This is a genomic window from Streptomyces sp. NPDC007164 (assembly GCF_040634135.1).
GTDB classification, from domain to species: Bacteria; Actinomycetota; Actinomycetes; order Streptomycetales; family Streptomycetaceae; genus Streptomyces; species Streptomyces sanglieri.
In genome coordinates this window covers 102,476-115,027 of record NZ_JBEYFB010000011.1, presented here as the reverse complement: position 1 = coordinate 115,027, position 12,552 = coordinate 102,476, and the positions used below count along the sequence as shown (strand labels likewise).

The 12,552-nt window shown below is 72.9% G+C and carries 13 protein-coding genes and 1 pseudogene; 4 read left to right on the top strand and 10 right to left on the bottom strand.

Annotated elements, in window-relative coordinates; translation table 11 throughout:
* Positions 1–24 precede the first annotated feature (24 nt).
* Positions 25–483, top strand: coding sequence for a MaoC family dehydratase (locus ABZ622_RS17070; protein ID WP_360543822.1), 459 nt, complete (start codon positions 25–27; stop codon positions 481–483).
* Positions 484–595: 112 nt separating this feature from the next.
* Here ABZ622_RS17070 and ABZ622_RS17065 read toward each other — a convergent pair whose 3' ends face one another.
* The 4 genes from ABZ622_RS17065 to ABZ622_RS17050 form a co-directional block, all read right to left on the bottom strand.
* Positions 596–2,062 carry a sialate:H+ symport family MFS transporter gene (locus tag ABZ622_RS17065; protein ID WP_360543820.1) on the bottom strand — a complete coding sequence of 489 codons (1,467 nt, stop codon included), beginning with the start codon at positions 2,060–2,062 and terminating at the stop codon, positions 596–598.
* 64 nt (positions 2,063–2,126) lie between these two features.
* Entirely contained in the window at positions 2,127–2,807 is a 681-nt protein-coding gene (locus ABZ622_RS17060) for an N-acetylmannosamine-6-phosphate 2-epimerase (protein WP_360543818.1), read from the bottom strand.
* Complete coding sequence (locus tag ABZ622_RS17055; RefSeq protein WP_360543816.1) at positions 2,804–3,787, bottom strand: ROK family protein; 984 nt, start codon at positions 3,785–3,787, stop codon at positions 2,804–2,806. Before ABZ622_RS17055 ends, ABZ622_RS17060 begins: the two co-directional genes overlap by 4 nt.
* Entirely contained in the window at positions 3,784–4,743 is a 960-nt protein-coding gene (locus ABZ622_RS17050) for a dihydrodipicolinate synthase family protein (protein WP_360543976.1), read from the bottom strand. The genes ABZ622_RS17055 and ABZ622_RS17050 overlap by 4 nt, the downstream gene beginning before the upstream one ends.
* A 188-nt stretch (positions 4,744–4,931) precedes the next feature.
* On the opposite strand from ABZ622_RS17050, the gene ABZ622_RS17045 reads away from it, so the two are divergent.
* Entirely contained in the window at positions 4,932–5,678 is a 747-nt protein-coding gene (locus tag ABZ622_RS17045) for a FadR/GntR family transcriptional regulator (RefSeq protein ID WP_360543814.1), read from the top strand.
* Between the two features lie 33 nt (positions 5,679–5,711).
* Here the strand turns inward: ABZ622_RS17045 and ABZ622_RS17040 are convergent, their stop codons facing one another.
* Positions 5,712–6,017, bottom strand: a complete 306-nt coding sequence (locus tag ABZ622_RS17040; protein WP_360543812.1) for a hypothetical protein — start codon at positions 6,015–6,017, stop codon at positions 5,712–5,714.
* A gap of 2 nt (positions 6,018–6,019) precedes the next feature.
* Here ABZ622_RS17040 and ABZ622_RS17035 point away from each other — a divergent pair.
* Positions 6,020–6,573, top strand: a pseudogene (locus tag ABZ622_RS17035) (ABC transporter permease); the annotation flags it as partial.
* Positions 6,570–7,289, top strand: a complete 720-nt coding sequence (locus ABZ622_RS17030; protein WP_360543810.1) for an ABC transporter ATP-binding protein — start codon at positions 6,570–6,572, stop codon at positions 7,287–7,289. The pseudogene ABZ622_RS17035 and the gene ABZ622_RS17030, both read left to right, overlap by 4 nt.
* Before the next feature lie 61 nt (positions 7,290–7,350).
* Here the strand turns inward: ABZ622_RS17030 and ABZ622_RS17025 are convergent, their stop codons facing one another.
* From ABZ622_RS17025 to ABZ622_RS17005, 5 genes are all read right to left on the bottom strand, one after another.
* Positions 7,351–8,538, bottom strand: a complete 1,188-nt coding sequence (locus ABZ622_RS17025; protein WP_360543808.1) for an FAD-dependent monooxygenase — start codon at positions 8,536–8,538, stop codon at positions 7,351–7,353.
* Positions 8,539–8,651: 113 nt separating this feature from the next.
* Entirely contained in the window at positions 8,652–10,091 is a 1,440-nt protein-coding gene (locus ABZ622_RS17020; RefSeq protein WP_360543806.1) for an exo-alpha-sialidase, read from the bottom strand.
* 162 nt (positions 10,092–10,253) lie between these two features.
* Positions 10,254–10,490: a hypothetical protein gene (locus ABZ622_RS17015; protein WP_360543804.1), complete on the bottom strand. Its 237-nt coding sequence runs from the start codon at positions 10,488–10,490 to the stop codon at positions 10,254–10,256.
* A gap of 100 nt (positions 10,491–10,590) precedes the next feature.
* Entirely contained in the window at positions 10,591–11,598 is a 1,008-nt protein-coding gene (locus ABZ622_RS17010; RefSeq protein WP_360543802.1) for an acetylxylan esterase, read from the bottom strand.
* A 155-nt stretch (positions 11,599–11,753) separates the two neighbouring features.
* Positions 11,754–12,500: a FadR/GntR family transcriptional regulator gene (locus ABZ622_RS17005; RefSeq protein WP_360543800.1), complete on the bottom strand. Its 747-nt coding sequence runs from the start codon at positions 12,498–12,500 to the stop codon at positions 11,754–11,756.
* Positions 12,501–12,552 lie beyond the last annotated feature (52 nt).

The window sequence follows — 12,552 nt, the reverse complement described above, 5'->3', positions numbered from 1 at the left end:
AAAGAAGACGAGAGGACGGCCGCCATGCCGCTGACCGTGAACGGCATCCCGGAGATCCTCGCGCTGGACGGGCGCGACCTCGGGCACTCCGGCTGGAAGGAGATCACCCAGGAACTCATCGACGCCTACGCGGACGTCTCCGGGGACCATCAGTGGATCCACACCGACGTCGAGCGCGCCGCGTCCGGCCCGTACGGGCGGACCATCGCCCACGGGTACATGGTGCTCAGCTGGGGCATCCCGATGTTCGCCGAGCTGCTCCGGGTCGAGGGGGTGGGCCGCGCCCTCAACTACGGGCTCGACCGGGTCCGCCACCCGGCGCCGGTGCCGGTCGGCAGCCGGGTCCGGCTGCATGCCGCGGTCGCCGGGGTGAAGGAGGTCGCGCGCGGCGGTGTGGAGATGGCGCGGTCGTTCACCTTCGAGCTCGAAGGGTCCGAGAAGCCGGCCTGCGTGGCCCGGTCATTGACGCACTTCTACCCGTAGGACGGGCGACGCGTGGGGCGGGACGGCGCCCACACCGCCCCGCCCCACGCCGCCCCACGCCGCCCCACGCCGCTTCACACCGTCTTGCCCCCGCCCGTGCGACCCCGACGTATCAGCCGGCGGCCGTGGTCCGCGGGGCCGTGTCCCGCTCCGCCGCCGTCACCGCGAGATGGTCCAGCTCGGCGTCCGGGTCGGTGAGCCGGTTCAGCCGGGCCGGTACGTCGAACCCGACCAGCAGCACCACGATCACCGTGCCCGCGAAGGTCAGCACGGCCAGCGCCTGCCCCAGATCCATCCCGGACGCCAGATGCGCCCCCAGCACCGGGGCCACCGCACCGCCCAGCGCCCCCACGTTGTACGTGAAGCCGAGCGCGGCACCCCTGCTCGCGGTCGGGAAGTGCCCGCCGATGTAGCGGGGCAGCAGCCCGGAGATGCCGAAGCTGGTCGCCTGGAGCAGGAACAGCAGGACGCCGAGCAGCAGCAGGTTGTCGTGCACGGCGAAGACCGGGTAGACGAACGCCAGCGACGCGAGCAGGGTCAGCGCGTACGCCTTCTTCGCCCCGATCCGGTCGCCGAGGAAGCCCGCGGTCCAGCAGCCGACCATGGTCCCGAACCCCGCGAAGTACAGGACATCGGTGACCTGGTCGGTGGAGTAGCCGAGTTCGGTCTTCAGATACGTGGGCAGCAGCGACTGGATCGGCCACGAGTACAGGAACGCGAAGAACAGCGTCACGATCATCGACAGATACAGCACCCAGCCGCGCTTCCCGCCCAGCTGCACGGCGAACGCGGCGAGCGTCAGCCCGGCGGCCACCGAGAGCACCGGGACCATTCCGGCCCCGCCCGGGGTGAAGACCAGGAAGAGCGAGACGGTGGCGACGACCACCAGGACCGTGTTGACCACGGCCCGGCCCCGGCTCGCGAACAGCGGCCGGAACGGATTGGGCTTGGCGCCCTTGTCCGCGACGCTCTCCGTCCACTCCTCGGCCTCCGGCAGTGCCCGCCGCATCCACAGCGCGACGGCGATCGGGATCAGGCCGAGGTAGAACATCCACCGCCAGCCGAGCGAGGGCACCACCCAGTTGTAGACCTGCGCGGCGAGCACCGAACCGACCGAGAACCCCGAGATCAGGAAGCCGCTGGCCCGGCTGCGGAGCCTGGCCGGCCAGCTCTCCATGACGTATGTGGCGCTGGCGCTGTACTCACCGGCCATGCCCATGCCGATGGCCAGCCGGGCGGCGAACAGGCTCTGGTAGTTCCAGGCGAATCCGCAGGCGAAGGTGCCGAGCGAGTACAGCAGGATGCTCAGGACCATGGACAGCTTGCGGCCGTACCGGTCGCCGATGGCGCCGAGCACCGCACCGCCCAGCCAGCGGGTGATGAACGCACCGGAGATCAGGCTGGCGGCCTGCACCGTGCTCAGCCCGAAGTCGTCACTGATCTCGGTGAGTACGAGAGTGATCAGCACGAAGTCGAAGCCGTCGAGGACGTAGCCGATCCAGGCGGCGAAGAACGACTTCCACTGGGTGCCGCTCACTTCTCGGTACCAGGGGAGCCTGGCGGGTGATGTGGTCTGCACGGTGACTCCAGGATGCGGGACGGCGCTCGTCGTCGAGACGCCGGTCCGCGTAGTGGGGGGCGGGTCAGGGCCGGGCGATGCCCGCCACGAAGCGGGCGGTCAGGGCGGTGGGCGCGGTGATGGCGGTGCCGACGACGACGCTGTGCGCGCCGCGTACCAGGGCTTCGGCGGCGTCCTCGGGGGTGTTGATACGGCCTTCGGCGACCACCGGTACGTCGATCGCGGCGGCGAGCGCGGCGACCAGGCCGAGGTCGGGGCCGGACTGCTCCGGTGTGCCCGGCACGTAGCCGGAGAGGGTGGTGGAGACGAAGTCCGCGCCTTGCCCGGCCGCCGCGACACCTTCGGCGAGCGTGGAGACGTCGGCCATCACCAGCGCGCCGGCCCCGTGCACCGCCGCGACCAGCTCGGCGAAGGTGGAGCCGTCCGGGCGCGGCCGGTCGGTGGCGTCGGCCGCGACGACATCGGCACCGGCCTCGACCAGGGCCAGGGCGTGCCGGACGGTCGGGGTGATGTAGACGCCGACGTCGCCGTCCTTCCACAGGCCGATGACCGGGAGATCCACGGCCTCGGCGATCGCGGCGACGACCTCCGGCTCATTGGCGCGGATCGCGGCGCCGCCTCCGGCGACCGCCGACCGGGCGAGCCGGACGAGGGTGCCGGTCTCCCGCATCGGGTCGCCGGGGGGTGCCTGGCAGGACACGATCAGCTTGCCCCGCAGGGAGTCGGCCAGTTCCTGAGCGGTCATCGAGGGACTCCCGGGTGGTGGAGGGGAAGTGTGGTGGTCAGGGCGGCGGCGCCGAGCACCGCCGCGTCGGCGCCGAACCGCGGCGCCCGGGGCGCGAGCCCGCGCAGCGGCGGCATCAGCTCCGCGGTGAGGGCGGCGGCCAGGGCGTCCCCGTACAGCGGGCCGATCCGCGGCACACCGCCGCCGACGACGACCCGGTCGGGCCCCAGCGCGTTGGCGAGCCCGCCGAGTACCCGGCCGGTGGCGGCCGCGCCGGTGGTGATGGCGCGGACGGCCGCCGCGTCGCCCAGGGCCGCGCGGGCGGCGACGGTTTCGAGCAGGTCCACGGGGGCGCCGGTCAGCCGCTCGTAGTGGGCGGCGATGCCCGGCCCGGAGGCGATGACCTCCAGGTGCCCGGTCGCACCGCAGGTGCAGGGCAGTCCGGCGGCCTCGGGGCTGGACAGATGGCCGAGGTGCCCGGCGAGCCCGGAGGTGCCGTGCAGCATCCGCCCGTCCACGGCGACCGCGCCGCCCACCCCCGTACCGACGGCCACGAAGAGCAGCGAGCCGCGCCCCGGGTGCTGCGCGGTCAGTGCCGCGAGCTCCGGTCCGGCCGTGGCGCGTACGTCGTTGTCGCAGGCCACCGGGTATCCGGTACGGTCCGCCAGACCGGCGCCCAGTGCGGTGCCGGCCCAGCCGAGGATGGAGTCGGTGGCGCTGGTGACCATGCCGGTACGGGGGTCGACGACCCCGGCCGCCGCGATGCCGAGCGCCGTGGCCAGCCGTCCGGGATCGACGGCCGTGGCCGCCCCGGCGAGTGCGTCCAGCACGGCCGCCGCGCCGTCCCGGGCCGGGGTGGCCCGGGTGTGCCGGGCCAGGACCGCGCCGTCCGGGCCGAACAGCGCGGCGGCGATCTTCGTACCGCCGAGGTCGAGCCCGATCACCGTGCCACCGGTGCCACCTGTGCCACCGGCGGGCGGCCGGGAGCGGTCGTCGTTCATCGGACCGGCGGCAGACCGGCGGCGTGCAGACGCTCGGCGACCCGGGCGACGGACTCGGCGCCGAGCTGGATCTGGGGGAACGCCGTGTCACCGCGGGCGATGACGCCGAGCAGGTGGAGCGCCGCCTTGAAGGAGCCGAGCGCCGAGGAACTGCGGCCCATGTCCGTCTCCGGGCCGACGTCGACCATGGCGAACAGCTCCACCAGCCGCTCCTGCTCCTCGGCGGCCGACTCCCAGTTCCCGGCCCGTGCGGCGTCGTAGAGCCGTACGTAACCGGCCGGGTCGACATTGCCGATGCCGGGCACCACACCGTCGACACCGGCCAACAGGGCGGCGTCCACGGTGAGTTCGGATCCGGTGAGGATGCTGAACCGGGGCGCCGGGCCGTTCGCGCGGCCGTCGCGGCCACCCAGCTCCACGATCAGGCGGCGCAGTCCGCCCTCGTCGCCGCTGCTGTCCTTGAGGCCGGCCAGCGTGCCGTCCTCGGCCAGCTCACGCACCAGCGCGGGGGAGAGCTTGCTGTGCACGGCGACCGGGATGTCGTACGCGAACAGCGGCAGGTCGACCGCCGCGCGCAGCCGCCGGAAGTGCTGGGCGATCTCCTTGCCGTGGGTGCGGGTGTAGAACGGCGCGGTCGCGACCAGCGCGTCCGCGCCCAGAGCGGCGGCGGACCGGGCGTGCTCGACGACGCGGGCGGTGGTGGTGTCGATGACACCGGCCAGCACCGGAACCCTGCCGTCGGCCGCCCCGACCACGGTCGCCAGCGCCGTGGCGCGCTGCTCGTCGGTGAGGTAGGCGACCTCGCTGGTGGACCCGAGTGCGAACAGCCCGTGCACACCGCCGTCGATGAGGTGCTCGACGAGGCGGGTGAGGGACGCGGTGTCGACCTCCCCGCGGGGGTCGAGCGGGGTGCAGACCGGCGGGACGACGCCGTGCAGCGGTGAGGTCAGGGACATGGTGAGGGGCTCCAGTCGGGTCGATGCTCGGTCGAAGGGTCGGTCGAAGGCGCGGTCGGCGCGCCGGTCCATGGCGCGGAACGGCTGCACGGATCGAGACGTGAGACGTAAGATGTCCTATGTCCGGCTCACCTTAAACAGATGCCCCTGCGAACGGTCAAGGGGCAATCGCACCCCGGGAGGTTGTTGTGGCGCGCCCCACCATGGCTCAGGACATAGAGCGCCAGGTCAAGGAACTGATCCTGGAGCGAAGGCTCGCCCCCGGCGACGCGCTGCCCACCGAGACCGAGCTGATGGGCCTCTTCGGGGCCGGCCGGGTCTCGGTGCGCGAAGCCCTCAAGGCGCTCCAGGCCGTCAACGTCGTGGAGATCCGCCGGGGCTTCGGGACCTTCGTCGGCTCGCTCTCGCTGTCCCCCTTCGCCGAGGGGCTCGCCTTCCGCGCCGCGGTCCGTCACCGGCAGGGCGAACCGGGTCTCTTCGAGCTGATGAAGGTCCGGGAGGCGCTGGAGGCCGGTCTGGTCGGCGCCGTCACGGCCGGCATCCCCGACGAGGACCTCGACGTGCTGCGCGGTCTCGTCGCGAAGATGGAGTCCGAGGCCCGCGACGGCGGCCGGGTGGCGCGCTCCACCGACCGCGCCTTCCACCTCGCGCTCTACGCCTCGCTCGACAACCACCTGCTCAGCGAGGTGCTCGACGCGTTCTGGGCAGCCATGGACCGGGTGCGCGAGGACCTCGACGACGGCCATCAGGACCCGGTGGCCACCTGTGCCCAGCACCGGGAGATCGTCGAGGCGGTCGCCGCGGCCGACGGCGAACGGGCGGCCCGCGCCATGCGCACCCACTTCGACGGCATCCGCACCCGCCTGGAACCGACACCGGTCCGGCAGCCGGGCGCGACCGGCCGGTTCCTCACCGCCCCGGCGCCGTCCCGGTGATCGCGGTGACGGCCATTTGTACCGGCCGGTTTCTCACCGCCCCGGTGTCGCCCCGGTGATCGCGGTGACGGCCATCCGTACCGCCCGGTCCGTGACTGCCCCGGGGTCGTCGCCGTTCTCGATCGCCGTTGTCGCCGCGTTGACGATTCCCTGGAGGAGCAGCGCCGTGCGTCGCGGGTCCTCCTCGCCCAGCTCGGTCAGCGCGCCGATCAGCGGGGTGAGCAGCTCCCGGTGCGCCCGCACCGCGCTCTCCCGCACCACCGCCGCGTCCCGGACACCGGCCAGCGCCTGGACGATCCGGTGCTCCCCGCCGCGCACCAGCTCCAGCTGGGACGACACATAGGCGGCGATCTTCTCCTCGGGCGTCCGCGGCCGCCACGATCCCCGACCAGTTCAGCGCCCTGGCCCTGCGCACCCCGCCAGCGAAGGCCCCGGCCGCCACCCTCGACGCGCGGCACTCCACCACCACCCTCACCAAGGAGAAGGCGTACGAGGCGGCCCCCGGCTACACAGGCGAGCGCGTCACCATGAACTCGATCCAGGTCTTCCTCTACCTGATCGCCCCGCTCGTGGTCGGAGCCTTCTTCGCCATGTGGACCGTGCAGCGGCAGCCCGAACTCGCCCTGCTGCGCGCACTGGGCGCCTCCCGCCGGCGGCTCCTGGCCCACACCGTGCTCCAGGCGGCCCTGGTCGTCGTCCTCGGCACCGCGGCGGGCGCCTGCTCGCCGGAGCGGTCGGGCTGCTGGTCGGAGAGCAGGTGCCGTTCAGCCTGCCCGCCACCACCCTCGCCGGCACCATGTGCACCGTCGTGGCCGTCGGCCTCGCGGGCACCGTCCTGACCCTGCGCCGGGTCACCCGGGCCGACCCGCTGACCATGCTGGGAGCCAACCGATGAGCCTCGAACTGACCGGCGTCACCGTCGAGTTCGGCAGTGCCGACGCCCGTACCACCGTCCTGGACGGACTCGACGCCACCTTCGAACCCGGCCGCATGACGGCCCTCGTCGGCCCGTCGGGCTCCGGCAAGTCGACGCTGCACGCCGTCGCGGGTGCGTTGCTGCGGCCCACCGTCGGGCAGGTCCTGCTGGACGGCGAGGACCTCGCCGGGCTCAGCGACGCCCGGCGCGCCAGGGCCCGCCGGGAACGGATCGGCTACATGTTCCAGAGCGGCAACCTGCTCTCCGGGCTGGCCGCCGTCGACCAGCTGCTCGCCGCCGTGTACATCGGCGGCGAGCGCCCCCGCGCGCACCGGTCCCGCGCCGAGGAGGCCCTCACCCGGGTGGGCCTTAGCCACCGCCTGCGCCACCGCCCCGAACAGCTCTCCGGCGGCGAGCGCCAGCGGGTCGCCCTGGCCCGCGCGCTCTTCCTCTCCCCGAAGCTGCTGCTGATCGACGAACCGACGGCGGCCGTCGACCGCTCGCAGGCCGGTGAACTGGCCGCGCTCCTCGCCGGACGCACCCACCAGGACGACTGCGTCACCGTCGTCGCCACGCACGACCCGGCCGTGGCGGAGGCCGCCGACCGGGTCGTGGACATGGCCACGCTGACCGCCGACGCGACCCCGTCCGCACCACCCGTCCGCACCCGTCCGGCTGCTGAGCTCGCCCGCTGAGCCCGCCCGCTGAGCCCGGCTGCTGAACCTGCCCGCTGAGCCCGCCCGCCGAGCCCGTCCGTTACGACTGCCGCTGGACGCTGCCGAACAGATAGCTGCCGTCGCCGTCCAGCGCTGCACGGCTCAGCGCCGCCACCTCGGCGGGCCCCATCGCCGGCCACTCGGGCGCGTTCTCGACCAGCGCGCGTCCCAGCCTGCGGCCGAGGCCGACCAGGCGGGCCCCCTCGGCGGAACGCTCCTCCGCGTACCGGTGCAAGGCCTCGGCCGCCGAGGCGGAGGCGCGCAGCGACCGCTCCAGGCACAGCGCGTCCTGGAGCGCCTTGACCGCCCCGCTCGCGGTGTGCGGCCGGGTCACGCTCGCCGCGTCACCGGCCAGCAGGAAGGGGGGTTCCGCCGCCAGGGGCACCACGAAGTCGGCCACCGGGTGGAGCGCCTGGGAGGTGTGCTCGCGCCGGGCGACGATGTCGGCCCACTCGGCGGGGAAGTGCTCCTCGGCGATGTGCCGCACGTACTCGGCACGGACGGGGGCGTCCGGCGCCGTTCCGGGGTGCGGGGGAGAGGCGTAGATGGCGTACGCCAGCAGCCGCGAACCCGTGGCCGCCCCCGGGATCAGATAGAAGACACCGTGCCCGCCGGGGAAGCCCAGGGTGACCCAGGCGGTCGCCAGCAGTTCCAGTTGCGCCGGATGGTCACGGAGGGCGGCGGCCGGGATCGTGCCCCGCCAGACCAGATACCCGGCGGGAACCGGCCGCACCTCGGGTGCGACCAGTTCGCGGGTGACGGAGCGGTGCCCGTCCGCCCCGACGACGATGTCGTACTCCCGCTCGCCGTCCGCGGTACGGATCACGGCGCCGCCGGAGGCCGTACGCCCGACGGAGGCGACGGGCCGCCCGCGGTGGTAGGCACTGCTCCCGGCGCCGGCGCGCAACGCCCGCCACAGCAGCCCCCAGTTGCACGGCGTCACCGGGGCCTGCTGCCGGGCCAGTTCACGCGCCGACCGCCGCCCCGGTGCCCGTGCCAGCCAGACCCGGGTGGCGACCGGGGTCGTCGGCATGTCCGCGCCCAGATACCCGCCCGCGACCAGCTCCCGGTGGAGCGGCGGCGGGACGACGATGCCGAACCCCCGGTCCTGCAACTCGCCGTCGCTGCGCTCGTGGACGGTGACGTCCGCCCCCGCCCGCGTCCCCGCGATCGCCATCGCGCAGCCGGCGATGCTGCCGCCGACCACCCCGATGCGTAAGCCTGTCACTGCCACCGCGTTACCACCTGTTCTGACGCTCCGGGAGGTGCTGAACGCCCTCATCGTCGCACCCGGTCCGGCACGGGACGGGGACACGCGGCACCTCCCGGAGGCCCGGCGCGCTACGGAGTCACGGTCACCGTCGCGCTGCCGGACGCCTGCTTGCCGCTCGCCCGGTACGTGGCGGTGAGCGTGACCCCGCCCGAGGCGCCCGCGGCGACCGTCACCGGGACCTTCACGTCGGCCCCCTGGCCCGGGTTGAGCGCCGGGACGACGACCTGGCTCGTCGTCCATCCGCCGGGCACCGTGAGATCGACGGTGCCCCGGTCGCGGCGTACGTCCATCCGGTTGACCACCCGGACCGTCACCTCGGCTCCCGCGCCCGCCCTGAGTGTCGCGGGCGGGGTGATCGTGATGTCGGCGCAGGTGCCGCCGAGCCACTTCAGGTCGAAGGACGAGTAGGTGATGTGCTGGTAGTCGGCCCGTTCGTAGAGCAGCCCGAGGCGGCCGTCCGGGAGCCGGGTCAGTGTCGAGTAGGCCGCGGAGCCGGGGTCTACGACCTTCCGGATCGGCCAGGTCTTCCCGTTGTCGCAGGACATCTTGACCGTGAGGTCGCGCCGGGCCGAGGCGTCCTCCGTGTTGCTGAACAGCAGCCACGACGACTGCGGGTCCGACGGTGCGGCGTCGGGGGCGTACCGCATCACCGAGGCGTTGTTCGCCGGGTCGGTGAGCCGGGTGTCCTGGACGAACGGGGTGTAGCTGACCCCGCCGTCGGTGGAGTACGCGATGGTCCGGTAGGGCTTCGAGCGGTTGTTGAGCATGACCCTGCCGTCGGACAGTTCGACCGTCTTGTTCTCGTCGCCGCCGGGGCCGACCGGATTGCCCATCCGCCACGTCTCGCCGTGGTCGTCGCTGTAGGCGCTCGCCGCGTAGTTGGCGCCGTTGACGCGTACGGCGTACTGCTGGATCAGACGGCCCTTGTACGGGCCCCGGCGCAGCTGGATGCCCTCGCCGGAGGCCGCGAACACCCCCGCCCAGGCTGGGTCCTTGATCTGCTTGGTGATACGGCGATGGGTCCAGGTCAGCCCGTCGTCGTCGGAGTAGCTGTAGTCGGCCTGGAGGACATTGGGGTCGCTCTCGTCATTGCCGGTGCCCGAGCCGAAGAAGCCCTGGTTCTCCGAGGCGGCGTAGAACAGGAAGATCCGGCCGGTGGTGCGGTCCACGAGCAGGCTCGGGTCGCCGAATCCCTTGGGTGCGGCCTCCTTGCGGACCACCTGCTGCGGTTGCCATGTCACACCGTTGTCGGTGCTGCGGCGCAGCACGACGGAGATGTTGCCCGGCAGGTCACCGAGGGTGGGGCGGGCGTCGTAGGCCGCGAGCACCGTGCCCCTGACGGAGGTGGTGAGGCCCGGGATGCGGTAGTGGGGCGAGCCCACCCCGTCGACGGTGAGGTCCTGCGAGTTCAGCCGACCCGGGGCGGGGGAGGTGGCGTGGGCGGTGCCGGTCGCGGTGACCACCAGCATGGCGGCGCTGAGCAGGGCGACGGAGACTTTTCGCTGCATGGACGGTCTCTCTTCTCGGAAGGGGGAGGTGCTTCTTGGAAGGGGAGGTGCTTCTCGCGAGTTGCTCTCGCGAGGTGCGTGCGACAGGCGTGCGACGGGCGTGCCGGGGGTGTGCGAGGGATGTGCCGGGGCGGGATGCGGCGGCGGAGACTGGGAGCGCCGCTACGGGACGCGCCGCGAGCAGTCCCGGCTGCCACTGTCGTGGGCCCGCAAGTCCTGGATCGTCTTGGGTGCGTGGTGGTGGCCCCGCTCGTCGGGAGGGAGCCCGTCGTTGAGCAGCGACAGCGGGGCCCGGCCGTCGTCGTTGCCGTTCTGCCAGTCGTTGTGGCGGTCGCTGGAGACGACGTCCTGCGCCGCCGCGACCTCGCCCGTCACCTGCGCGTACTGTGAAAGTCCCACCCGGCCGGGCCACTTCGCCGGGCCGTCCGGGCTGTCCGGGCCGTGAGGGCCGCCCGGAGGACCGGTACCGGCATCGGCTGCGCACGGAAGGCGCCTCCGGTCAGGAGTGGCCGGCCCGCCCCGACGGCGGGACCGCGAACAGGGAACGCACCCAGACCAGTTGCTCCCGCTGCTGATACGCCGTGCCGCCCTCGTGCCCGTTGAACTCGTAGACGCGTACGTCTTTGGGCCCCGCGTAATTGTTGTACGCGGTGAAGCAGGTGGAGGGCGGACAGATCTCGTCCATCATCGCGATCGAGAACAGTGCGGGAGCGGTGGCGCGGGTGGCGAGCAGCGCCGCATCGAAGTACGACAGAGTGGTGAACGCCGTCCCGGTGCGGTCGCGGTGGAGCTTGAGGTACTCGGCCACCTCGGTGTACGGAGGCCGGCCCGAAATCTCCGCGCCGCGCCGGAAGTTGCAGAGGAACGGCACATCCGGCATCACCCCGGCCAGCCCCGGCACCAGCCCCGACACCGCCAGGGCGATCCCGCCGCCCTGGCTGACCCCGGTCACGACGATCCGGTCCGGATCGACCGAGGGGTGCTCGCGCGCCGCCTCGACACAGCGCACCGCGTCGGTGAACACCCGCCGGTAGTAGTACGTCTCCGGGCTCTCGATGCCGCGAGTGAGGAAGCCGGGTACGGTGCCGGCCGCACCGGCGTCCGTGTCGGCGGTGGAGCCGCCCGCGGCCGACCAGTCCTGACCGCGAGTGTCCATGATCAGGTGCGCGTGACCGGCGGACGCCCAGAGCGTGTTCTCGTGCGCGAGGCCGCGCCCCCGCCCGTATCCGAGGAACTCGACCACGCAGCCGAGGGGTTCGGCGGCCTCGGCCAGCAGATGCAGCCGGCCGTGGACCGGACGTCCGGCGAAACCGGGCAGCGTCACGTCGTACGTACGGATCTGGGTGAGGCCGGTGTCCACGGGCGTGAACACCGGCTTCGGCACCGGACCGCCGTCGGCGGACGCCTCGCTCAGGGTGCTCGACCAGAAGGCGTCGAAGTCGTCCGGGACCGGCAGTTCGGGCCGGTAGTCGCGGCAGTCCGCGAGCGAGAGGTCCGTCAACGGCATGGAGGTGCCCTCCTGGGGTGGGCCGAGGTCCGAACGCCGGGCATCAAGACAGAAGACGTCAGATGTCCTGGCGGCACACGGACCCTAGGCAGCCCTCACACCGGCCGTCAAGGGCCCGGCCGGCGGATCATGGCCCGACGGTGAGCGGCCCCGATCTACCGGACGGGCTTCCGGCTCAGGGCGCTGTCGCGGGCACGGGCCTCGGAGATCCGGCGCCTGACCGGGGCGTAGTGCTCGCCCAGCGCCTTCATGAAACCGGTGATGTCTCCGGCCCGCGCGGCGTCCACGATGTTCTGGTGGGCCGCGATCGTCGCCGTCTCGTCGGCGTGCGTGAATCCGTCGAGGTGCGGCGCGACGATCGAGTACACGTCCCAGAAGGCCATCGAGAGCTGGCCGATCAATTCGTTGCCGAGCGGCGCCACCAGCAGCGCGTGGAACGCCCGGTCCGCCTCCACGAAGCCGTGCCCTTCCTGGGCGCCGGTCCTGCGCATGGTGGTGACCAGGCCGTCCAGCTTGTCGAGCTGCTCCTCGTTGAGCAGCGAGACGATCCGGTCGGCCATCCCGCGCTCGAAGAGCTCACGCACGTCGACGAGGTCGGCCATCACCTGGAAGTCGTCGTCGGGGGAGAGCAGTCCGCGAAAGGTCAGGCTCTCCACCAGGGCCGACAGGCTCAGCCTGCCCACGTACGTGCCGTGCCCGTGCCGCACCTCCACGATGTCCAGCGCGGCGAGGATCTTGACCGCCTCACGGACGCTGGACCGGCTGGCGCCGAGCGCCTCGCACAGGGCCGGCTCGGTGGGCAGCGGATCCCCGGGGCGAAGGCGCTCTTCGAGGATGTAGCGCTTGATGCCCTCGACCACTTCCTGCCGGAGCAGCTGCCGGCCGGGCTTCGCACCGGACATATGTGAACTCCCCACCTCTTGACCCCTCTCGATTGTCCAGCTACGTTCCCAC

What these genes read in the sequence shown, in the direction of transcription:
- ABZ622_RS17070 (WP_360543822.1), top strand. Translation starts at nt 25, where the DNA reads ATGCCGCTGACCGTGAACGGCATCCCGGAGATCCTCGCGCTGGACGGG.
- ABZ622_RS17060 (WP_360543818.1), bottom strand. Translation starts at nt 2,807, where the DNA reads ATGACCGCTCAGGAACTGGCCGACTCCCTGCGGGGCAAGCTGATCGTG.
- ABZ622_RS17055 (WP_360543816.1), bottom strand. Translation starts at nt 3,787, where the DNA reads ATGAACGACGACCGCTCCCGGCCGCCCGCCGGTGGCACAGGTGGCACC.
- ABZ622_RS17050 (WP_360543976.1), bottom strand. Translation starts at nt 4,743, where the DNA reads ATGTCCCTGACCTCACCGCTGCACGGCGTCGTCCCGCCGGTCTGCACC.
- ABZ622_RS17030 (WP_360543810.1), top strand. Translation starts at nt 6,570, where the DNA reads ATGAGCCTCGAACTGACCGGCGTCACCGTCGAGTTCGGCAGTGCCGAC.
- ABZ622_RS17020 (WP_360543806.1), bottom strand. Translation starts at nt 10,091, where the DNA reads ATGCAGCGAAAAGTCTCCGTCGCCCTGCTCAGCGCCGCCATGCTGGTG.
- ABZ622_RS17010 (WP_360543802.1), bottom strand. Translation starts at nt 11,598, where the DNA reads ATGCCGTTGACGGACCTCTCGCTCGCGGACTGCCGCGACTACCGGCCC.
- ABZ622_RS17005 (WP_360543800.1), bottom strand. Translation starts at nt 12,500, where the DNA reads ATGTCCGGTGCGAAGCCCGGCCGGCAGCTGCTCCGGCAGGAAGTGGTC.